This is a genomic window from Nocardia sp. NPDC058480, assembly GCF_042720495.1.
Taxonomy (GTDB): domain Bacteria; phylum Actinomycetota; class Actinomycetes; order Mycobacteriales; family Mycobacteriaceae; genus Nocardia.
The window spans coordinates 153467-174013 of the sequence record NZ_JBHXMN010000002.1; the positions used below are offsets into that span (position 1 = coordinate 153467).

At 68.6% G+C, this 20547-nt stretch carries 19 protein-coding genes; 14 read left to right on the top strand and 5 right to left on the bottom strand.

Annotated elements, in window-relative coordinates; genetic code table 11:
* Window positions 1-114: 114 nt before the first annotated feature.
* Together ACFWO8_RS06075 and ACFWO8_RS06080 are read left to right on the top strand one after the other, a co-directional pair.
* On the top strand, window positions 115-1473 hold the full coding sequence (locus tag ACFWO8_RS06075; protein WP_378944324.1) for a M16 family metallopeptidase: 1359 nt from the start codon (window positions 115-117) through the stop codon (window positions 1471-1473).
* A 261-nt stretch (window positions 1474-1734) separates the two neighbouring features.
* Entirely contained in the window at window positions 1735-3261 is a 1527-nt protein-coding gene (locus tag ACFWO8_RS06080; RefSeq protein WP_378944327.1) for a tetratricopeptide repeat protein, read from the top strand.
* Here ACFWO8_RS06080 and ACFWO8_RS06085 read toward each other — a convergent pair.
* Window positions 3258-3599, bottom strand: coding sequence for an ArsR/SmtB family transcription factor (locus tag ACFWO8_RS06085; RefSeq protein ID WP_378944330.1), 342 nt, complete (start codon window positions 3597-3599; stop codon window positions 3258-3260). The genes ACFWO8_RS06080 and ACFWO8_RS06085 overlap by 4 nt on opposite strands.
* A gap of 107 nt (window positions 3600-3706) precedes the next feature.
* Between ACFWO8_RS06085 and ACFWO8_RS06090 the strand changes: the two genes are divergently transcribed.
* Complete coding sequence (locus tag ACFWO8_RS06090) at window positions 3707-4900, top strand: MFS transporter (protein WP_378946151.1); 1194 nt, start codon at window positions 3707-3709, stop codon at window positions 4898-4900.
* Window positions 4901-4942: 42 nt separating this feature from the next.
* Here ACFWO8_RS06090 and ACFWO8_RS06095 read toward each other — a convergent pair whose 3' ends face one another.
* Window positions 4943-5338, bottom strand: a complete 396-nt coding sequence (locus ACFWO8_RS06095) for a VOC family protein (RefSeq protein WP_378946154.1) — start codon at window positions 5336-5338, stop codon at window positions 4943-4945.
* Window positions 5339-5473: 135 nt separating this feature from the next.
* On the opposite strand from ACFWO8_RS06095, the gene ACFWO8_RS06100 reads away from it, so the two are divergent.
* The 8 genes from ACFWO8_RS06100 to ACFWO8_RS06135 all read left to right on the top strand — a co-directional run bounded on the left by ACFWO8_RS06100 (window position 5474) and on the right by ACFWO8_RS06135 (window position 12645).
* Complete coding sequence (locus ACFWO8_RS06100; RefSeq protein WP_378944333.1) at window positions 5474-6580, top strand: zinc-binding dehydrogenase; 1107 nt, start codon at window positions 5474-5476, stop codon at window positions 6578-6580.
* Window positions 6581-6678: 98 nt separating this feature from the next.
* Window positions 6679-7425 carry a 4-hydroxy-tetrahydrodipicolinate reductase gene (gene dapB / locus ACFWO8_RS06105; protein WP_378944336.1) on the top strand — a complete coding sequence of 249 codons (747 nt, stop codon included), beginning with the start codon at window positions 6679-6681 and terminating at the stop codon, window positions 7423-7425.
* Window positions 7426-7460: 35 nt separating this feature from the next.
* A complete protein-coding gene (locus ACFWO8_RS06110) occupies window positions 7461-7919 on the top strand; it encodes a hypothetical protein (protein WP_378944341.1) in 459 nt (152 codons plus the stop codon).
* Window positions 7920-7926: 7 nt separating this feature from the next.
* Complete coding sequence (locus tag ACFWO8_RS06115; RefSeq protein WP_378944346.1) at window positions 7927-8379, top strand: flavodoxin family protein; 453 nt, start codon at window positions 7927-7929, stop codon at window positions 8377-8379.
* Between the two features lie 142 nt (window positions 8380-8521).
* A complete protein-coding gene (locus ACFWO8_RS06120) occupies window positions 8522-9169 on the top strand; it encodes a response regulator (protein WP_378946157.1) in 648 nt (215 codons plus the stop codon).
* Complete coding sequence (locus ACFWO8_RS06125; protein ID WP_378944350.1) at window positions 9166-10380, top strand: sensor histidine kinase; 1215 nt, start codon at window positions 9166-9168, stop codon at window positions 10378-10380. The genes ACFWO8_RS06120 and ACFWO8_RS06125 overlap by 4 nt, the downstream gene beginning before the upstream one ends.
* Window positions 10380-11405 (top strand): hypothetical protein, encoded by a 1026-nt coding sequence (locus ACFWO8_RS06130; RefSeq protein WP_378944353.1) that lies wholly within the window; start codon window positions 10380-10382, stop codon window positions 11403-11405. The genes ACFWO8_RS06125 and ACFWO8_RS06130 overlap by 1 nt, the downstream gene beginning before the upstream one ends.
* Window positions 11406-11445: 40 nt before the next feature.
* Window positions 11446-12645, top strand: a complete 1200-nt coding sequence (locus ACFWO8_RS06135) for a winged helix-turn-helix domain-containing protein (RefSeq protein ID WP_378944356.1) — start codon at window positions 11446-11448, stop codon at window positions 12643-12645.
* A 21-nt stretch (window positions 12646-12666) separates the two neighbouring features.
* On the opposite strand, the gene ACFWO8_RS06140 is transcribed toward ACFWO8_RS06135, so the two are convergent.
* Window positions 12667-13113 carry a hypothetical protein gene (locus ACFWO8_RS06140; protein ID WP_378944360.1) on the bottom strand — a complete coding sequence of 149 codons (447 nt, stop codon included), beginning with the start codon at window positions 13111-13113 and terminating at the stop codon, window positions 12667-12669.
* Window positions 13114-13227: 114 nt separating this feature from the next.
* Between ACFWO8_RS06140 and dapA the strand changes: the two genes are divergently transcribed.
* Both dapA and ACFWO8_RS06150 read left to right on the top strand, forming a co-directional pair.
* On the top strand, window positions 13228-14136 hold the full coding sequence (gene dapA / locus ACFWO8_RS06145; protein WP_378944363.1) for a 4-hydroxy-tetrahydrodipicolinate synthase: 909 nt from the start codon (window positions 13228-13230) through the stop codon (window positions 14134-14136).
* Complete coding sequence (locus ACFWO8_RS06150) at window positions 14133-16235, top strand: RNase J family beta-CASP ribonuclease (RefSeq protein WP_378944372.1); 2103 nt, start codon at window positions 14133-14135, stop codon at window positions 16233-16235. Before dapA ends, ACFWO8_RS06150 begins: the two co-directional genes overlap by 4 nt.
* Before the next feature lie 68 nt (window positions 16236-16303).
* On the opposite strand, the gene ACFWO8_RS06155 is transcribed toward ACFWO8_RS06150, so the two are convergent.
* Together ACFWO8_RS06155 and ACFWO8_RS06160 are read right to left on the bottom strand one after the other, a co-directional pair.
* Window positions 16304-16858: a hypothetical protein gene (locus ACFWO8_RS06155; protein WP_378944375.1), complete on the bottom strand. Its 555-nt coding sequence runs from the start codon at window positions 16856-16858 to the stop codon at window positions 16304-16306.
* A 35-nt stretch (window positions 16859-16893) separates the two neighbouring features.
* Window positions 16894-17277 (bottom strand): DUF4189 domain-containing protein, encoded by a 384-nt coding sequence (locus ACFWO8_RS06160; protein WP_378920280.1) that lies wholly within the window; start codon window positions 17275-17277, stop codon window positions 16894-16896.
* A gap of 296 nt (window positions 17278-17573) precedes the next feature.
* On the opposite strand from ACFWO8_RS06160, the gene ACFWO8_RS06165 reads away from it, so the two are divergent.
* Window positions 17574-20126, top strand: a complete 2553-nt coding sequence (locus ACFWO8_RS06165; protein WP_378944378.1) for a DNA translocase FtsK — start codon at window positions 17574-17576, stop codon at window positions 20124-20126.
* Window positions 20127-20547 lie beyond the last annotated feature (421 nt).

Here is a 20547-nt window from a genome sequence, read left to right on the forward strand (position 1 = left end):
CGCCAGCTCCCGTTCGAGAGGTCGAGGAACCATGCCAGAACAGCCGTCCGGTGGGATCGGGTGACGACGTCGAAGCTGACAGAATCGGAAACCGCGTCAGATGAGGACGCCGCAATGGGGGATCGGGTGACAGAGCCGAAGTTGACCGAATCGAATTCCGAATCCGCTGATGATGTCTCCACCGACGGTGGGGTGCGCCGCACCGTGCTGCCCGGTGGCCTGCGCGTGGTCACCGAACACGTGCCCGGCGTGCGCTCCGCCTCCATCGGGGTGTGGGTAGGGGTCGGTTCGCGCGATGAGGGCCCCACCGTGGCAGGCGCCGCGCACTTCCTCGAACACCTGCTGTTCAAGGCGACACCGACGCGCACCGCCCTCGACATCGCGCAGTCCATGGACGCGGTCGGCGGCGAACTCAACGCGTTCACCGCCAAGGAACAGACCTGCTACTACGCCCACGTCATCGACGAGGACCTGCCACTGGCGGTCGACCTCGTCTCCGACGTGGTGCTCAACGGTCTGTGCCGCGCGGTCGACGTCGATGTGGAGCGCCAAGTGGTCCTGGAAGAGATCGCGATGCGCGACGACGACCCCGAAGACCTGGTCGCCGACTCCTTCCTCACCGCCATGTTCGGCGACCACCCCATCGGACGCCCGGTGATCGGCAGCGTCGAATCCATCGAGAACATGCAGGCCGCACAGCTGCGCGGCTTCCATCAGCGCCGCTACCGGCCCGAGCGCATGGTGGTCGCGGTGGCGGGCAATGTGGAGCACGAGCGTGTCGTGGAGCTGGTGCACCGTGCGTTCGGGCCGCATCTCGACACCGCCGCCGAACCCGCACCGCGGCGCGAGGGGAAGTTCCGCGCGCAAGGCGCACCCGGTCTGATCAGGATCAATCGCGACAGTGAACAGACCCACCTCGCCTTCGGCGTGCGGGCATTCGGCAGGCACGAAGGCCAGCAGCGCTGGCCGCTGTCGATCCTCAACACGATCGTCGGCGGGGGCCTGAGTTCCCGTCTGTTCCAACGTATTCGGGAAGAGCGCGGCCTGGCCTACTCGGTGTACTCGAGCGTCGATACCTTCGCCGACACCGGCTCGTTCTCGGTCTCGCTCGGCTGCCAGCCCGAAAACCTCGGACAGGTCACCACGTTGGCGCGTGACGTGCTCGACGAGATCGCGGCCAACGGTGTCACCGACGCCGAATGTGCCAGGGCCAAAGGCTCTTTGCGCGGCGGACTGGTACTCGGCCTCGAGGACTCGGCATCCCGGATGAACCGAATCGGCCGCAGCGAACTCAGCTACGGCAACCACCGCAGCGTCTCGGCGACCCTGGCCCGCATCAACGCCGTCACCACCGACGAAGTCAGCGAAATCGCCCGCACCCTGCTCGCCCGTCCTTACGGTGCGGCGGTCTCGGGCCCGTACCAGCGCACCCGTGACCTCCCGGCCTCAGTACGAAAGCTCGTCGAGCGCTGAGCAATTCGGCCGGACTCGGTCGTCACGGTGCTCGTGAACGGCGACCGGTGTCCGGCCTGGCAGTCCCTTCCTCGGGGTGGGTGCGTGGGGATGCCGGTCTCGCGGACCGAGCGTGGCACCTGGGACCGCGGTCGACGGCGGCGACGCGTCGGCCGGCTGGTCCGCGTCTGACGCAGTGCTGTGGTGTGCTCGGGCGCCTGGGCATCAGATCCAAAGCCGGTACGGTGAATTCGGATAGCGCACAGGGGGAGGGGTTCAGTTATGCCGGTGCAGGTGGCGCTCGAGCGGGCACGCGTGGCCCAGGAGATCGGGCGGATCGAGGAGGCGCGGCAGATTCTCGGAACGGCGCTGCTCAATGCGCCAGAGGATCCGTACCTGCTCGTCGCGCTCGCGGATATCGCCTACGAACTCGACGAATATGACGACACGCTGCGCTTAGCGGGACAGGCCCTGCGCGCGAATCCTGATTCGTCCGGGGCGCACCACACGGTGGCGCTGGCGTACGCGATGCTCGACAACTGGGATCTGGCGCGCGAACACGGCCACACCGCGGCCCGGCTGCGCCCGCACGACGCGGCGACGGCACTGCTGCTGGCCTGGCTGCACAGTAGCGGTCCGCGGCGCGACCCGGAGCAGGCGCGCGCGGCGTCGGCCCACGCGACGGCGCTTGCGCCCAACGACGCGCAGGTTCACTTCTCGGCGGCACAGACCTATAAGCGGCTGTCCGACAGCCCCGCGGCCGAGCGCCACGTCGCCGCCGGACTGGCCATCGACCCGACCCACGTCGGCCTGCTCGGCATGCAAGCACGCGCCGAATTTGCGGTCGGCGGCGTCGAGGGCGGCCGCGCAGCCGCGATCGCGACACTGCGCGGTCTGCTCGCGAACGTGCCTACCGATCGCCAGGCCGGTCGGCTGCTCGCCGAGGTGCACTGGCGTGCGCTGCTGCGCCTGGCCGCATGGGTGTGGGCGTTCGCGGGATGCTATGCGGCACTGGCGATGTGGCTGCCGGCGATCGCGTTGCGGGTGCTGGCGCCGATGATGTTCTTCGCGTTGCCGCTCGCCTGGTACGGGGTGTTTCGCAAGCTGCGCAAGCAACTACCTCCCGGATACCTGCGAGCCAGGGTGATGCGGCCGCGGGCCGTGGTCGCGCTGGCCGCGGTGGCATTGTCGGCGGTGCTGGTGGACCTGGGTGCGATCGCGATGCGCTCGGAATTCGTCGCGCTGGTTCGGCTCGGCGGCATTGTGCTGGTACTGGGGGTGCTCGGTGCGGCCTTCGGGCATCTGCTGCTGTTCACGGCGTGGATGCGGCCCGGGCGCGATGACCCCGACCCTGACGACGGTGAGGATTTCGCGGGATTTCAGATCTTCGTGCTCGTCTTGTTCGTGGTGCCGTTGGTGATTGTGGTGGCGTTCCTGCGCGGCTGGGCTCGTCAGCCCGCGGTGTTCGGTGCGCTGGTCGCGATTGTCGGCGTGGTCGTTCTCACGCTGCTGGTCGAGGCGGCGATCGCAGGCTGGCGCGACAGGCGCAACTACCGTCGGTCGTGGCCGACCCTGGTGATCGTGCTGGTCATTCTCGCCATGATGGGTGGCTCGGGTGGTGCGGTGTGGTGGGGTGGCGGCGAGATCGTCCACGGGGAAACGCGCGGGCGGGACCTGGTGGACAAACCCACGACGTCGACGTCGACGACTACACGTCGTCCGCTTCCGACGCTTCCGACTCGGCTGTTGCAGACGCCGAACCGGCCACTGCCGAGCACGACGGTGCCGCCCCCGACGACCGAACGCTAGCGAGCAGGCGAGGCATCGGCTTGGTTGGCGGCGTCGACGATCGAGGGGAGTAGGCCGGGCAGGGCGTGCTCGATGGCGTCGGCGCGCAGGTTTTGGAAGGTCTGGCCGTCGATGGTCAGGCGCTCGATCAGGCCCGCTTCGCGCAGGATCTTGAAGTGGTGCGTCGCGGTGGATTTATTGATCGCGTCGTAGAGGGCCGCGCAGCGGATGGGGGCGGCCGCGTTGCTCAGGCGCCGGACCATTTCCAGGCGGACGGGGTCGTGCAGGGCGCCGAGGACGGTGGGGAGCGCGGCGACGGGCATGGTCGGCGCCGGGGCGAGATCTTTAGCCTGTGTCATGAGTTACCTCACTCGGGGGTTTGATAGTCATCATACTCGGCGTAGCCTGAGTCTCGTTCGATGGTGATCAAACTCTGCTGATGGGGGCCGCTGTGGCAGCGACAACGATGGTGCCGGTCGAGGCCGGGCAGCGCTGGGCGTACGGGCTCGTCCTGGCCGCGAGCGCGGTGGCGCTCGGGGTTTCCGGGGCGCCCGCGCCGCTCTACGGGATCTATGAGACCGAGTGGCACCTGTCGCCGCTGACCACGACCATGGTTTTCGCCGTCTATGCCTTCGCGGCGCTCGGTGCGGTGCTGGTCTCCGGGCGGATCTCCGACGTGGTGGGCCGCAAGCCGGTGATGATCGGCGCCTTCGCCACCATGATCCTCGGACTGGTCGTCTTCCTGCTCGCTGACTCGGTGCCGATGTTGTTGCTGGCCAGGGCATTGCATGGCACGGCAGTCGGGGCCACCGTCGTCGCCGGCGCCGCGGCGCTGCTGGATCTGCGGCCCGAGCGTGGAGCGCGGTCCGGGCAGCTCAGCGGGGTGGCGTTCAACGTCGGCATCGCGATCGCCGTTCTCGGCACCGCGGTGCTCGCGCAGTACGCGCCATCGCCGTTGCGCACGCCGTATGTGGTGATCACAGTCATCTGCGTGGCCGCGGGGGCAGGCATTCTCGCCCTTCGTGAACCGCACACCACTCGGGTGAAGGCACGCATCACCATCACGAAACCATCTGTCCCGCACGAGATCAGAGCTGACTTCTGGTTCTCCGCGATCGGCGTGATGGCCGCCTGGTCGGTGCTCGGTGTGCTGCTGTCGCTGTATCCGTCGCTGGCCGCGGCCGAAACCGGCGTGCACAACCTGGTGTTCGGTGGCGTTGTCGTCGCGAGCACCGCGCTGGCAGGCGCGCTGGCGCAGTTGCTGGCCACCCGCGTTCCGGCCCGTCGCGCCGCGGTGATCGGCGACCTCGGCATGGCGGCGGCGCTACTCGCGACTATTCCGGCGCTGGCAACGAAAGAGCCTGCGGTAGTGATTCTCGCGGGTCTGGTGCTCGGCGCCACCTTCGGTCTCGGTTTCGGTGGCTCGTTGCGGCACCTGTCCGAAGTCGTTCCGCCGCATCGCCGTGGCGAGACCATGTCGGCGTTCTATCTGCTGGCCTATTCGGCGATGGCATTGCCGACGTTGGCAGCGGGCTGGGCGGCGACGACTTGGGGACTCACGACGGTGTTCCCCTGGTTCATCGTGGGCGTCTCGGTGGCGTGTGTCGGCGCCGCACTGCTGGGTCTGCGCGGGACCAGGGCTGCCGCGAAAACGGCGTGACACGCAGGACGGTCCCGCGGAAAGCGGGACCGACCTGGGTGATTACTCGGGCCAACCGCCGTACGGAACGGTGATCAGTTCCAGGAAGTGGCCGTTGGGGTCGAGGAAATAGACGCCGCGACCGCCGTCGTTGTGATTGATCTCGTTGACCCCGTGTTTCTGGGGGTCGGCCCAATGGTCCAGCTTGTAGCGCTGGATCTTGGCGTAGGCCGCGTCGAACTCGGCCTCCGAGACCAGGAACGCGTAGTGCTGTGGCTGGATCTCGGAAATGAAGGGCGGAACCTTGGCGAAATCGAAGGCCGCGCCGTGATCGAGGGCGATCGGAATGAACGGCCCCCACTCATTTCCTATGTCCAACCCGAGGATGTCCGCCCAGAACTCGGCGGTCTCCCGATTATCGCGACATCCGACAATGGTGTGATTGAACTGCACTGACAGTGGATTTCTCCTTGTTTTGTGATGGCACCGACCCTGGGCTCGGTACGAGGCGGCCAACAGGAGCACCATCACCGAGATCGAGGTTAGCGACAGATCCCGGAATCTGTAAAGGGCTCTCGCGGTAGCGTCGCGAGCATGAGGATTCGTGGAGCCGTTCTGGAACGGATCGCCGACCCGGCGCCGTTCGCCGATTCGCAGCCGATCACCGTGTGCGACCTGGAATTGGCCGAACCGGGTCCGGGCGAATTGCTCGTACGGATCGAAGCGGCCGGGCTGTGCCATTCGGATCTGTCGGTGGTGGACGGCAATCGGGTGCGCCCGGTACCGATGCTGCTCGGCCACGAAGCCGCGGGCATCGTCGAATCGATGGGCGCCGGTGTCACCGATGTGACGCTCGCGCAGCGGGTCGTGATGACGTTCCTGCCGCGCTGCGGTGACTGCCCTGGCTGTGCGAGCAACGGGCGCACGCCGTGCGGTCCGGGCAGTGTGGCCAACAACGCGGGCGAACTGCTCGGCGGCGGGCGACGGCTCACCCGCGACGGCGAGCAGGTGCAGCACCACCTCGGCGTCTCCGGCTTCGCCACGCACGCGGTGGTGGACCGGCGTTCGGTGGTGCCGGTCGACGACGATGTGCCGCCCGAGGTGGCGGCGGTGCTCGGTTGCGCGGTGCTCACCGGCGGCGGTGCGCTGCTCAATGCGGCGAAACCCGGTGCGGGAGACCGGATCATGGTGGTCGGCCTCGGCGGGGTGGGGATGGCGGCCGTGCTCGTCGCGGTCTCGCTCGGTCTCGGTGAGGTGATCGCCGTCGATACGGTCCCCGAAAAGCTGGCGCTCGCAAGGGAATTCGGTGCTACTTCGGCCTGCACGCCGGCCGAAGTAGCCGAGCGGGGTGTGGTGGCCGAGGTGGTGATCGAAGCCGCCGGCAACGTACGCGCGTTCGAAACCGCCGTCGCCGCAACAGCACCCGGTGGTGTCACCGTGACGGTCGGCCTGCCCGCGCCGACCGCCACCGCCACGATCTCGCCACTGGCGCTGGTCGCGCAGGGCCGCACCATCATCGGCAGCTACCTGGGCTCCGCTGTCCCCGCCCGTGACATCCCCGAATATGTGCGGATGTGGCGTGCGGGCAAGCTGCCGTTGGAGCGGCTGGTCTCGGCCCGTATCGGACTCGACCAGGTGAACCAGGCCATGGACGATCTCGCGGCGGGTGCGGCCCTGCGGCAGGTCATCGTCTTCGACTGACACCTCGGCGAGCCGGATGGTGTGAGGTCGGCGCCGCGGTCGGGTCGGGTGCTCGATAGGCTGCCACGAGCAAGCTGAGTCGAGGACGAGGAGATGCGGTGACCATTCGGGTCGGAGTGCTCGGAGCACGCGGCAAGGTCGGGCAGGCGATCTGCGCGGCGGTGGAGGCGGCGCCCGATCTGGAGCTGGTGGCGCAGGTCGACAAGGGTGACGCGCTCGAGACGTTCACCGAGAACGGCACCCAGGTGGTCGTCGATTTCACCCACCCCGATGTGGTGATGGGCAACCTGAAGTTCCTGATCGAGAACGGCATCCACGCGGTCGTCGGCACCACCGGCTTCGACGAGGCCCGCCTCGCCGAGGTCCGTGGGCAGCTCGCGCAGCAGCCCGAGGTGGGGGTGCTGATCGCGCCGAACTTCGCCATCGGCGCCGTACTGTCGATGCGTTTCGCCGAGCAGGCGGCGCGGTTCTTCGACTCGGTCGAGGTCATCGAGCTGCACCACCCGAACAAGGCCGACGCGCCATCGGGCACCGCCTACCGCACCGCCGCGGTGATCGCCGCGGCCCGCGCCGAGGCCGGCGTCGGGATCAGCCCCGATGCCACCACTGCCGAACTCGAGGGTGCGCGCGGTGCCGATGTCGACGGTGTGCGGGTGCATTCGGTGCGCCTGGCCGGGCTCGTCGCCCACCAGGAGGTGCTGTTCGGTACGCAGGGTGAGACCCTGACCATCCGCCACGACTCCATCGACCGGTCCTCGTTCGCGCCGGGTGTGCTGCTCGGGGTGCGCGAGATCGCCGGGCGGCCGGGTCTGACCGTCGGGCTCGACCCGTTCCTGGATCTGTGAGTACCTCCGACGCGCAGCGACCTGGTCGGCAGGTCATGAGAACCGTTGCGGTCGTGGCATTTCTGGTTGTCGCGCTGCTGTTCTACTTCGTCCGGCTCGGCGGGCTCGCCATCGCCTACATCGCCGACGGCACGTTCGCGGGTATCGCGATCGGCATCGGGATGCTGCTGCTGCCCATTGTCGGTATCTGGATCCTGTGGGCGACCTTGAGCGCGGCGTTCGATCATCAACGGCTGGCCCGGCGGATCCACGAGGAGGGCCTCGAGGTCGACACCTCGGCACTGCCGCGCCGACCCTCCGGCCGGATCGAACGCGACGCGGCCGACGCCCTGTTCGCCCAGATCAAGACCGAGTGGGAAGCCGACCCGGACAACTGGCGCTCCTCCTACCGGCTCGCCCGCGCCTACGACTACGCCGGCGACCGCGGCCGCGCCCGCGACACCATGCGCCGCGCGGTGGCACTGGAAAAACTGGAACGCGACCCAGGAGAGTAGCGAGCCCATGGCCCGGTTGCTGATCATCCACCACACCCCGTCGCCGCATACCCAGGCGATGTTCGAAGCGGTCCTCGCCGGTGCGAGCGACCCGGAGATCGAGGGGGTCGAGGTGGTGCGCCGGGCCGCGCTCGCGGTCACCGCCGTCGACGTGCTCGAAGCCGACGGATACCTGCTCGGCACCCCGGCCAACCTCGGCTACATGAGTGGCGCGCTCAAACACGCGTTCGACACGATCTACTATCCGTGCCTCGACTCGACCGGCGGCCGTCCGTATGGCCTCTACCTGCACGGCAACGAGGGCACCGAAGGCGCCGAGAGCAGCGTGGAGCGGATCACCACCGGGCTGGGCTGGCAGCGTGCCGCCGCGGCGGTCGTGGTCTCGGGACCGCCGAGCAAGGCTGATCTGGAGAAATGCTGGGAGCTCGGCGCCACCGTCGCCGCCGGTCTGATGGACTGAATCGGGTCCGCCCCGAATTTTGGTGGGCTGACACGCGGGCTCGGGATGCGGTAGAACTCGAGGCCGACGTGTTGCGGGCTGGCCGCGGTGGGTGTTCGAAGATGGGGAGTGGTCGGTGAGCGAGTTGGAACAGACGCGCACGATGGCACGGGTCGGTCTGGTGGAGGACCACGAGTCCGTGGCGATCGGGTTGGCGGCGATGCTCGGTCCCGAACCCGATCTGGAACTGGTGGCGGTGGCGGAATCGGTCGCCGGGCTGCTCGCCGAGACCACCGACCTCGATCTCGTCGTTCTCGACCTGCGTCTGCCCGACGGGTCGACGCCCGAGGACAATGTCACCGCACTGCGCGAACGCGGCATCGAGGTGCTGGTCTTCACCGGCGCCGACAACGCCTTTCTGGTCCGCTCCGCCGCCAAAGCGGGCGTGCTCGGAGTGCTGCGCAAGTCCGAGAGTGTGGCGACGGTGGTCGCGGCGGTGCGCCGGGCCGCGTCGGGGGAGCAGGTGGTGACCACCGACTGGGCCGCCGCCATCGACGGTGATCCGAAGCTCTCCGATGTCGGGCTCAGCCCGCGTCAGGAGGAAGTGCTGATGCTGTACGCCTCGGGGGAGAAGGCCTCGCGGGTGGCCCGGCTGACCGGGTTGTCGGAGCAGACCGTCAACGACTACCTGGGCCGCATCCGGCAGAAATACTCCGACGCGGGCCGACCCGCCCCGACCAAGACCGATCTGTACAAACGGGCCGTCGAGGACGGGTGGCTGCCCGTGCCGGAGAGGCAGCAGCGCACGTGAGTGATCTCGCGGTCGCGACGGCGCCCGCACCGGTCGGCGACGCCGAACTCTCGCGGGCGGCGACCGAACAGATCCTGCGCAGGCTCGGGCTGGTGATCGGGACCGGCGCCATGATCGTGATGGTGCTGGAACTGCCCGCGGTGGTGGTTCAGCCCGTCAACCAGTCGATCTGGCCGGAACTGCATCTGGTGTCGGCGTATCTGATGTTCGGGGCGCTGGCGATCGTGTCGGCCCGCGGCCCTGCCTACGGGATCCGGCGCACCGCCGCCGCGGCCGCTGTGTGTTATCTCGCGGCCACCGTGGCGACGCCGCTGGTGTATTCGGTGGTGCACATCGGTTCGTTCGCGTCCTGGCCCTATCGCGGGCTGGCCGTGGGTGTGATGGCCGCGGGGCTCGCGTGGCCGCGGCACGGTGCGGCCGGATTCGGGGCGGTGCTCGCGGTGGCGACCAGTGTGTCGAATGCCCTTGTCGTGCCGGGCATTTCGCTGTGGGCGATGTTCGGCGACATCACCAGGGCGCTCGGCGTGGCAGCACTGTTCCTGTGGTGTGTGGTGTACGCGCGCGCCGCCGCCGAACGTGTCGACCGGGAAGCTGTTCGGCAGCGCAGCCGGGCGGCGGCGGTCGCGGCGACGGCGGCCAGGGAACGCGAGGGGGCGCGTTTCGCGGCACTCATCCACGACGCGGTGCTCTCGACGTTGCTGGAAGCCTCGCGTGCGCAGCAGTCCTCGTCGGTGCTGCGCAACCAGGCCGCGCGCACCCTCGAACAGCTCGAGCAGTCGCGGACCGCGCCCGAGATCGAGCACCTCGACGCCGCCGCGGCGATCGAATTCCTGCGCGAGGCGGTGCGCGAGGTGGAGTCCGAGATTCCGGTGCAAGTGTCCTCGCGGCGCGCGGCTGATCTGTGCCTGCCGATCGAGGCCGCGCAGGTGCTCGGAGCCGCGCTCTCGGAGGCGGTGCGCAACAGCTTGCGCCATGCCGACGTCGCGGGCCGGACGGTGCGGCGCGGTGTGGCGGTCACGATCGCGACCGGGGGGATCCGGGTGGTGCTCTCCGACGACGGCGCCGGGTTCGACCCGGCGCGGGTGTCGGCCGATCGGATGGGGATCGCAGGCAGCATCCTGGGCCGGATGCGCGCGCTCGCCGGTGGCGCGGCCTTCGTGGAATCGGCTCCGGGCGCGGGGACCGTGGTGACTCTGGTGTGGGGTAGTTGATGGTCGAGCGTGATCTGCCGTTCGCGATGCGCGACCTGTTCGGCCTCAGCGACGGCACGGCGTGGCTGTTCGTGGTGATCTTCGAAGCCACCATCGTGATGTATCTGCGGGTGAATTTCGACATCGCGCCGCCGGCGGCCGCGTTCGGCGCGCTGGTGCTGATGACCGTGGCGGCGCTGGTGGTGCTGGTGTTCCCGGTGGATCCGCTGCCGTGGCCCGCCACGATCTTCGTGGCGTGCGCGGGGCCTGCGGCGATGGCGCTGACCGTGCCGTGGCTCGAGAGTGCGTCGGGGTTCTCGCACCAGCTGTGGACCGCCTATCCCACGTCGTATCTGCTGGCGATATTGGTGCTGCGCGGGCGGATAATGGCGGCCTGGCTCGGCGTGGCCGCCGCCGCGACGGTGCTGATCACGCTGGGCGTGTTCACCGCCTGGCATGCCGAAACCGTGGTGCGCGCGCTGACCCCGATCGCCACAGTGGGCGCGGTGACGGTGTTCATGTCGATCATTCGACCCACCCAGCGGTCGCTGCGGGAACTACGCAGCGAGGCCAACCGGCGGGCGGCGACCGAGGCCGCGCTGGCCGCGGCCAACGCCGAACGTGATCGTCAGCTGGGGGCCCTGGACCGGGTGGCGGGGCCACTGCTCGCCCGGATCGCCGCGGGGATCGAGCTCACCGACACCGAACGTGAGCAATGCAGACTGCTCGAAGCCGAACTGCGCGACGGTCTCCGGGCCCCACAGCTGGTCACCGACCGGCTCAGCGCCGCGGCGCGTGGGGCCCGATCGCGCGGGGTCGAGGTCACCCTGCTCGACGACGGCGGCTTCCGCGGTGTGCCGGAATGGGTGCGCCACAATGTGATCGAGGCCGCGGTCGGCGAACTCGAGATGGCGGGAGCGGGCTCGGTGACCGTACGGGTCCTGCCGGTCGGCAGGCGCTGGGTGGCGACCGTGCTGGCCGCCGCGCCGGGCGGGGACCGACGGACCGAGATCGATACCGCGGGCGAGGTCCGGGTCTCCACCTGAGCGCCGATAACTTGTCGGACCCCTGTGTCAGGCTCAGGCAATGCAGCGGATGAATGCGGCGCAGGCCCGTCGAACGGCACTGGCCGCGCAGGGCTTCGGCAAGCGCAGGCCGACCAACCCCAAGCGTCGGGCCGTGCTCGATGTGGTCGCCAGAACTCGTCTGCTGCAACTGGATTCGGTGTCGGCGGTGGTGCGCGCGCACTACGCGCCGGTGTTCAGCCGGATCGGCCCCTACGATCGCGGCCTGCTCGACGGCGCCGCCTGGAGCGACAGCGCGAAGGCCCGGCGCGGGCTGGTGGAGTACTGGGCGCACGAGGCCGCGCTGATCCCGGTCGCCGACTGGCCGTTGATGCGCTGGCGGATGGCGGAGTACCGACACGGGCGCTGGTCGGGAATGCGCAAGGTCGTCGAACGCAATCCGACCCTGGGCAAGGACATTCTCGATGTCGTGACCGAGGTGGGTGCGGCGAGCGCGGGGGAGATCGAACGTCATCTGGAGCTGGACAAGCCGCGTCCGAAGGGGACCTGGTGGAACCTGAGCGACACCAAGATGATCTGTGAGCAGCTCTTCGCCGCGGGCGAGCTGTCCACCGCGCGCCGGGTCGGGTTCGCCCGGCACTACGACCTCACCGAACGGGTCGTTCCGGCCGATGTGCTCGACCGGGAGATCTGCGAGGACGACGCCGTGCGCGAGCTGATCCGGCGGGCAGGCCGGGCCCTCGGCATCGGCACCGAGGCCGACCTGCGCGACTACTACCGGCTGGCCCGGCGCCAGAGCGCCCCGGCGATCGCCGAACTGGTCGACGCGGGCGAACTACTGCCGGTCGACGTCGACGGCTGGGACGCGCCCGCCTACCTGCACCCGGAAGCCGCCACCCCGCGCCGGATCACCGGGACCGCATTGCTGTGCCCGTTCGATCCGCTGATCTTCTTCCGCCCGCGCACCCAGCGGGTCTTCGACTTCCACTACCGGATCGAGATCTACACCCCCGAACCCAAACGGGTGCACGGCTATTACGTCTTCCCGCTGCTCGTCGACGGCAAGCTCGTCGGCCGGGTGGATCTGCGCGCCGAACGAGCCACCGGCCGGCTACTCGCCCCCGCCGCGTTCGCCGAACCCGGCTACGCCACCGCGGAGACCGCCCAGGCATTGCGCGGGGCGCTGCGCGAAATGGCCGACTGGCTCGAACTCGACGAAGTCGTTATCGGCGAACGCGGCGACCTGGCCCCGCTGCTCTGATTCTGACGTCGTCGACTGTGCCTACCAGCCCTTGCCGCCGTATCCGCGCATCTGATCCTTCAACGCGCCGCTGACGGCACCGGAGAGCCAGGAGTTCAGCGACTGGCCGTTCTGCTGGGCCGCCTCCTCCGCGCGCGACTTGAGCTGCTCGACCAGACGCAGGGTCACCCGGCTGATGTCGCCGGTCATCTCCTCGAAAGTCTGCGGTTCCTCCGCCCCCGACGGCGTGTTCTTGCGCACGTCGGCCTTCGCCTCGGTGCCCTCCAGCCGGACGTGCACGGTGCGGTCACCGAGTTCGGAACTGATCTCGGCGGCCAGTTCCGACAGCGCCGAGAGCAGCACCAGCCGGCTCGAGCTCTCCACCGCCGTGGCGAGGGCGGCGGCGGTGGCCTGCGTTTTCTCGTCGCCGAGCGCGGCGGCGGCGATCAGTTCCTCGCGCAACCGCGCGGTATGAGCATTCAGATCCATGACATCAGTGTGACGTCACAAATGACATCACGCAAGGTGAAAAACAGCCACCGGCAGCCGCTTCGGGCGCTAGGGTGTCGAGGCACATCCGGCGACCGGGTAGCCTTTCTGACCATGACGAACGGTGAATCGACGACAACGGAGCTGCGCGCGTCCGGCACGGTGGGTGTCGCGATGGTGACCCCCTTCAGCGCTGCGGGCAAGCTCGACGTCGATGCCGGTGTCGCCCTGGCGGCACGCCTGGTCGACCGTGGGGTCGACCTGCTGATCATCTCGGGTACCACCGGCGAGTCGCCGACCACCAGCGAAACCGAGAAAGCAGACCTGCTGCGGGCGGTTGTCGACGGCGTCGGCGACCGGGCCACCGTGGTCGCCGGTGCGGGTACCTACGACACCGCGCATTCGATCGAACTGGCGCGTGCCGCGGAGAACGCGGGCGCGCACGGTTTGCTCGTCGTGACGCCGTATTACTCGCGGCCGACGCAGGAAGGCCTGATCGCGCACTTCACCGCGGTCGCCGACGCCACCGCCCTGCCGGTCACGCTCTACGACATTCCACCGAGGTCGGTGGTGCCTATCGCCATCGACACGATCCGGCGCCTTGCCGAGCATCCCAACATCGTCGCGGTGAAGGATGCCAAGGGCGATCTCGTCTCCGGAGCCGATCTCATCGCGACCACCGATCTGGATTTCTACTCCGGTGACGACGGACTGAATCTGCCCTGGCTCTCGGTCGGTGCGGTCGGATTCATCAGCGTCATCGGCCACCTCGTGCCGGAACGACTGCGCGAGATCCACCAGGCCTACACCACCGGTGACGTGGCCAGGGCGCGAGAGATCAACGCGACACTACTGCCGCTGTACGCGGCCATGACCCGCCTGGGAGGTGTGGCGATGTGTAAGGGAGGACTCCGATTGCTCGGCATCGACGTAGGTGAGCCCCGGTTGCCCCAGCTGATGCCGACGCAGGCTCAGCTGGCGGAACTGGCGTTGGATCTGCAGGCCGCGGGGGTGTCGGCATGACCGAACCCGCAGCCCGTAAGCCCCGTCGCCGTTCGGCATCGCGCGCCGCTGGTGCGCCCGAGCCGACACCTGTGGAGAGTGTGCAGGCCGCGGCGAAAAAGGTCGTTCCGACCGAGGCCGCCCCGGCGGTGAAGGAACCGGCAATCGCCGAGCCGATCGCGCAGGTCGCCGCCGAGGCGAACCTGGCCGGTAACGCCGAAGCGGGTACCGACCTGCGCGGCGCCGCCGAGGAACGCGTCACCGCGAAGAAGACCGCGCCGCGCCGCGCCAGGACCAAGCCGGCCACCGAAGCCAAGGGCAAGCAGGCCGAGGCCAAGACCAAGCCCGCCGCCGAGCAGTCGCGCGGCGGCGGTCGTGGCAGGCAGGGTGGCGGTCGCGGTCGAGGTGCGGCACCGGTCGCCGAGCCGCGCGAGAAGGCCGCCCACGACAAGCTGGGCCCGCCGCCGAAGCTGGCGAAGAACGGTCTTCGCCTGTTCGCACTGGGCGGCATCGGCGAAATCGGCCGCAACATGACCGTGTTCGAATACGGCGGCAAGCTGCTGATCGTCGACTGCGGTGTGCTGTTCCCCGAGGACCAGCAGCCCGGCGTCGACCTGATCCTGCCGGACTTCGGGCCCATCGAGCACCGGATGGCCGACGTCGAGGCGATCGTGCTCACCCACGGCCACGAGGACCACATCGGTGCCGTGCCGTTCCTGCTGCGCCTGCGCCAGGACATCCCGGTGATCGGCGCCAAGTTCACCCTCGCCCTGGTGGCGGCGAAGGCTCGCGAGCACCGCTTGCAGCCCAAGTTGCGCGAGGTCGCCGAGGGTGAGACCACCGTGCACGGCCCGTTCGAGCTCGAGTACTTCGCGGTCAACCACTCGATTCCCGACGCGCTGGCCGTGGCCATCCGTACCGGTGCGGGCGTGGTCCTGCACACCGGTGACATCAAGCTCGACCAGCTACCCCTGGACGGCCGCCTCACCGACCTGGCCGGTTTCTCCCGCCTCGGCGACGAGGGCGTCGACCTGTTCCTGGTCGACTCCACCAACGCCGAGGTCCCCGGCTTCGTCACCCCCGAGCGCGAGATCGGTGGCGTGCTCGACAATGTCATCGGCAAGGCGACCAACCGCGTCATCGTCGCCTCGTTCGCGAGCCACGTGCACCGCATCCAGCAGGTGGTCGACGTCGCGCAGAAGTACAACCGCAAGGTCTGCTTCGTCGGTCGTTCGATGGTCCGCAACATGGAGATCGCGCAGGACCTCGGTTACCTGACGGTGCCCGACAATGTCGTGGTCACCCTCGATCAGGCCGCGAACCTGCCCGGCAACCGCCTGGTGCTGATCTCCACCGGTTCCCAGGGCGAGCCGCTGTCGGCGCTGTCGCGGATGGCGCGTGGCGAGCACCGGCAGATCAATATCCGCGCCGACGACCTGGTGGTGCTGGCGTCCTCGCTGATCCCGGGCAACGAGAACTCGGTATTCGCCGTGGTCAACGGCCTGGCCCGGCTCGGCGCGACCGTGATCACCCAGCAGAACGCGAAGGTGCACGTCTCCGGCCACGCCTCCGCGGGTGAGCTGCTGTACCTGTACAACGCGGTGCGCCCGACCAACGCCATGCCCGTGCACGGCGAATGGCGCCACCTGCGCGCCAACGCCGCACTGGCCGTGGCGACCGGTGTGCCCGAGGAGCGGGTCATGCTCGCCGAGGACGGCGTGGTGGTCGACCTGGTCGACGGCATCGCCTCCATCGTCGGTCGCGTGCCGGTCGGACACGTCTACGTCGACGGCCTCTCGGTCGGTGACGTCGGCGAGTCGACCCTGTCGGACCGCCTGGTCCTCGGCGAGGGTGGTTTCATCTCGATCACCATCGTCATCGACTCGACCACCGGCAAGGCGGTCAGCACGCCCGAGCTCAACGGGCGCGGCTTCTCCGACGACCGGACCGCGCTCGACGGCGCGAACGAACTGGTCGAGGCGGAGCTGCTGCGCCTGGCCGGTGAGGGCATCACCGACACTCATCGCATCGCCCAGGGCGTGCGCCGGGTGGTGGGTCGCTGGGTCGCCGACGTCTACCGTCGTCGTCCGATGATCGTGCCGACGGTCGTCGCCGTCTGATCGACTGATAACGGAGAACCGCTGGGCGACTCAGTCGCCCAGCGGTTTTCTTGTATGTCCGCCGGTTCTCAGGCCTGGCAGGCCGCGGAGTCGAGCTGGGCCGACTTCACGATATTGCAGGCGAACACGTGCGAGACCTTCCAGGAGTCGTCCTCGGCGACGAAGTCGACGAAGGCGTCCTTGACGGGAGTGCCGTCGATGGTGACATCGGCGTTCGCCTTGAGCTTGCCGTCGGCGGGTTCACCGACGGTGGTGATGGCGACCTTCACGTTGTTCTGCTTGGCCGCCTCGACGAACTTGTCGACCAGCATCGGATCCTGGTCGGCGTCCTCGATGTAGGTCTTCTTCTCGTCGCTGGTGAGCTGACCGGCCAGGGCCTTGTTCAACCGGGCATTCAGGTCGGCGGCGGTGGGCTTGGGCAGGTTGGGCACGGTGGTGGCCGCGGGCTCGCCACCCTCTTCCTTGCCCGACTTGGCGTCGCCCGATTCGAAGGCGCCGCCCTGGCTGGTCGTCGTGCCCGCGCTCTTGCTGGTCGAGTCCGCGTCGGAACTGCACGCGCTGAGGCCGAGCGCCGCGACGATCGCGACGAGGACGGCAGCGGTTTTCACTGGACGGTTGTTCACTACAACTCCCATGATCATGGTCGAAACGGGTCGGGCTAGAGCTGGTAGCCGCTGGTGCAGTTCCAGTGCTTGATGTAGGCGTTGCCCGGATTGTTGTTCAGCGCTTCGCGTTTGGCGCCGCCGATCGTCGACGCGGAGCCGTAGCTCCACCACCCGCGCGAGATCGCGATGGCGCCACAGCCGTTGCGGTAGGACACCTTCACATCGCAGCCACCACCGCCACCGCCGCGTCGGCAGGCCGCCATGGCACCGGCCTCGGCATCGGCGTAGCTGCCGTAATCGGTTGCGTATCCGTAAACCCCCGGTTTGACCGACACCGCGATGGCGCCGTAATTGCCCGACTGCGCCTGGGCCGGTGCGATGTGCCCCGCGAAAATCGCGACTGCGGTGGCACCCAGCACGGCCGCGCTGGTGAGCATTCTCTTCACTTGTAGCGTCCCCTTCATATGCACGGGTCGACGACCCGATAGAGCGCTGTCAAAGTACCGAGCAGGCCGCTGCTCGCGCCAGCGTTGCGAGCCCAGAACGGCCGAAATAGAGGATTTCGGCAAGGATTCGATAAGTTCGGGCCCGCGAAACGCGGTTCCGGGCGAGATTTCCCCGCGCTGACCGGGGCGCCGCGACCTGCGCATCCGGGTCCGATCGCCCCCGTCAGCGGGGTGGGACCAGTGTTGCGGATGGTCTCGGAGGTGTTGGAGCGGCTAGCCTGATGGTCATGGCAGGTAAGTCCCGCAGCACCACGACCTCTCGTGCGCGGGCGGGATCGACCAGGGGGCAGACGCCGGCGGCGCGGGCTCGTACGGCGACCCCGCGAGCGACGGCGGCTCCACGTGGGCGCACCACGCCCGTGCGCAGGCCGGTCAAACGCGCTTCCAACACCGCACCCCTGTCCGTGATCGGCCGCGGCATCGGGAGCAGTTGGACCATGCTCGCGCGTGGCCTCGGCGCCACCACTCGCACGCTGAGCCGGGCAGGCGACCTCGACCACGGGCACCGGCGCGACGGAATCGGGTTGGCGCTCATCGCGTTGAGCGCGATTATCGCCGCCGCGATGTGGCTCTCGGCGGGCGGACCGGTCGGCCGTTTCCTCGAAGACGTCGTGCGCGCGATTGCCGGTTCCGCGGCCGCGCCGGCGCCGATTCTGCTGGTCGCGCTCGCGGTGGTACTGATGCGCACCGAACCGCATCCGGAGATCCGGCCGCGGCTGGTCCTCGGTGGGCTGCTCGTGGTGCTCCCCGCGCTCGGGGTGTGGCATCTGGCGGCCGGGTCCCCGACCGACGCGGACGGCCGCGCCACGGCGGCGGGCGCGTTGGGATACGCGATCGGCGGACCGCTCGGCCAGGGCCTCACACCCTGGCTCGCACTGCCGATCCTGTTGCTGGCCATGATGTTCGGCGTGCTGCTGCTCACCGGGACCACGGTGCGCGAGGTGCCGGCCAAGCTGCGTGAGTACTTCGGTCTCGGCGAATACGCCGACGACAGTGACCCTTATGATCCGGCGAATTACGACGCCGACGGATTCCCGGTGCACCGCAACCGAACCCGTCGCCGTGGCCGCAACCCCGACGACAACTACCCGCCCGACGAATTCGGCGGTTCCGACGCGGTCACCGAGTCGCTCGGCGAACCGCCGCTGCGCGATGCCAAGCCGATCGAGGAACCACCCGCACCGGCCCCCGCACCGAAACCGGCGCGTAAGCGGCCTGCGGTCAAGCCGGTCGACCAGACCCCGCTGCCGCTACCGGAGCCGGAGTTCGTCACCGACCGTGTCGTCGACGGCGACTACACGCTGCCCCCGCTGACCCTGCTGCTCGACGGCGATCCGCCCAAGAAGCGCTCCGCGGCCAACGAATCGATGATCGAGGCGATCACCGAGGTGCTGGTGCAGTTCAAGATCGACGCCGCGGTCACCGGCTTCGTGCGCGGCCCGACGGTGACCCGCTACGAGGTGGAACTCGGTCCCGGCGTCAAGGTCGAGAAGATCACCGCGCTGGCCCGCAACCTCGCCTACGCGGTCGCCACCGAGAACGTGCGCCTGCTCGCGCCCATCCCCGGCAAGTCGGCCGTTGGCATCGAAGTGCCCAATGCCGACCGTGAATTGGTGCGCCTGGCCGACGTCCTGAAATCGCCGCACACCCGCAACGACCACCATCCGCTGGTGATCGGCCTCGGCAAGAACATCGAGGGTGAATTCGTCTCGGCGAACCTGGCCAAGATGCCGCACCTGCTGGTGGCCGGTTCCACCGGTTCGGGTAAGTCGAGTTTCGTGAACTCGATGCTGATCTCGCTGCTGCACCGGGCCACCCCGGAGGAGGTCAGGATGATCCTGATCGACCCGAAGATGGTGGAGCTCACGCCGTACGAGGGCATTCCGCACCTGATCACGCCCATCATCACCCAGCCGAAGAAGGCCGCGGCCGCGCTGGCCTGGCTGGTCGAGGAGATGGAACAGCGCTACCAGGACATGCAGGCCAACAAGGTTCGCCACATCGACGACTTCAACAAGAACGTGCGATCGGGCAAGATCACCGCCCCGCTCGGCAGCGAACGCGTCTACCGGCCCTACCCGTACATCCTGGCCATCGTCGACGAGCTCGCCGACCTGATGATGACGGCCCCGCGCGATGTCGAGGACGCGATCGTGCGGATCACCCAGAAGGCGCGCGCCGCCGGTATCCACTTGGTGCTGGCCACCCAGCGCCCTTCGGTGGATGTGGTGACCGGTCTGATCAAGACCAATGTGCCCTCGCGGCTGGCGTTCGCCACCTCCTCGCTCACCGACTCGCGCGTCATCCTGGATCAGCCGGGCGCGGAGAAACTGATCGGTATGGGCGATGGACTGTTCCTGCCGATGGGCCAGGGCAAGCCGACCCGTCTCCAAGGCGCCTTCATCTCCGACGAGGAGATCCAGGCCGTCGTCGAGTTCAGCAAGACCCAGGCCGAACCCGAATACCAGGAGGGCGTCACCGCGGCCAAGGCCGGCGAGGTCAAGGACGTCGACCCCGATATCGGTGACGACATGGACGTGCTGCTGCAGGCCGTGGAGCTGGTGGTCACCTCGCAGTTCGGTTCGACCTCGATGTTGCAGCGCAAGCTGCGGGTCGGCTTCGCCAAGGCGGGCCGGTTGATGGACTTGATGGAGACACGCGGTGTGGTGGGTCCCAGTGAGGGCTCCAAGGCGCGCGACGTGCTGATCAAGCCCGATGAGCTCGACGGTCTGCTGTGGTCGATTCGTGGCGGCGATCCGGGCGCGTCCGAGGACGAGTAACGCCGTTCCCGGTTTGCTCTGACCGTGCCGGAAGCAGGCGGCGACGAACGAGGAGGGACCTGGCACGGCTCATGGTCGCCGAGAGATGCCCGGACACGGAGTCGGGCGGCAATCGCCTGATCAGGCGGTGAAGCGGGCGCGCGCGAGGCGGGTACCCGACATCAGAACACCGGGGCAGAGCCGGTGCTTCGCGGTTCGGCGCTGTCGCTGCGCGGTGGTTTCGTACACGGCTCGCTCCTCTCGGGTCTGTATCGTCGGTCGTTGATGCGGTGACGGTAGCAGCGGTCGTGAATCGGGCGAAAGGGCTTTTCCGCCTGCGCGGCGGTGGGCCGGGCCGCCGATGTGTGTGAAATCATGGCGGGCAATCGTTCCGCAAGCCAACTGAAACGGACAATTCGGGCATGATGGGCGACATGAACTT

Excerpts from the sequence above, each read along its gene's own strand:
- ACFWO8_RS06100 (WP_378944333.1), top strand. The coding sequence starts at position 5,474 with ATGAGGATTCGTGGAGCCGTTCTGGAACGGATCGCCGACCCGGCGCCG.
- ACFWO8_RS06160 (WP_378920280.1), bottom strand. The coding sequence starts at position 17,277 with ATGCTCACCAGCGCGGCCGTGCTGGGTGCCACCGCAGTCGCGATTTTC.
- ACFWO8_RS06110 (WP_378944341.1), top strand. The coding sequence starts at position 7,461 with ATGAGAACCGTTGCGGTCGTGGCATTTCTGGTTGTCGCGCTGCTGTTC.
- ACFWO8_RS06140 (WP_378944360.1), bottom strand. The coding sequence starts at position 13,113 with ATGGATCTGAATGCTCATACCGCGCGGTTGCGCGAGGAACTGATCGCC.
- ACFWO8_RS06075 (WP_378944324.1), top strand. The coding sequence starts at position 115 with ATGGGGGATCGGGTGACAGAGCCGAAGTTGACCGAATCGAATTCCGAA.
- ACFWO8_RS06135 (WP_378944356.1), top strand. The coding sequence starts at position 11,446 with ATGCAGCGGATGAATGCGGCGCAGGCCCGTCGAACGGCACTGGCCGCG.
- ACFWO8_RS06120 (WP_378946157.1), top strand. The coding sequence starts at position 8,522 with ATGGCACGGGTCGGTCTGGTGGAGGACCACGAGTCCGTGGCGATCGGG.
- dapA (WP_378944363.1), top strand. The coding sequence starts at position 13,228 with ATGACGAACGGTGAATCGACGACAACGGAGCTGCGCGCGTCCGGCACG.
- ACFWO8_RS06165 (WP_378944378.1), top strand. The coding sequence starts at position 17,574 with ATGGCAGGTAAGTCCCGCAGCACCACGACCTCTCGTGCGCGGGCGGGA.
- ACFWO8_RS06080 (WP_378944327.1), top strand. The coding sequence starts at position 1,735 with ATGCCGGTGCAGGTGGCGCTCGAGCGGGCACGCGTGGCCCAGGAGATC.
- ACFWO8_RS06130 (WP_378944353.1), top strand. The coding sequence starts at position 10,380 with ATGGTCGAGCGTGATCTGCCGTTCGCGATGCGCGACCTGTTCGGCCTC.
- ACFWO8_RS06090 (WP_378946151.1), top strand. The coding sequence starts at position 3,707 with ATGGTGCCGGTCGAGGCCGGGCAGCGCTGGGCGTACGGGCTCGTCCTG.
- ACFWO8_RS06085 (WP_378944330.1), bottom strand. The coding sequence starts at position 3,599 with ATGACACAGGCTAAAGATCTCGCCCCGGCGCCGACCATGCCCGTCGCC.
- ACFWO8_RS06150 (WP_378944372.1), top strand. The coding sequence starts at position 14,133 with ATGACCGAACCCGCAGCCCGTAAGCCCCGTCGCCGTTCGGCATCGCGC.
- ACFWO8_RS06115 (WP_378944346.1), top strand. The coding sequence starts at position 7,927 with ATGGCCCGGTTGCTGATCATCCACCACACCCCGTCGCCGCATACCCAG.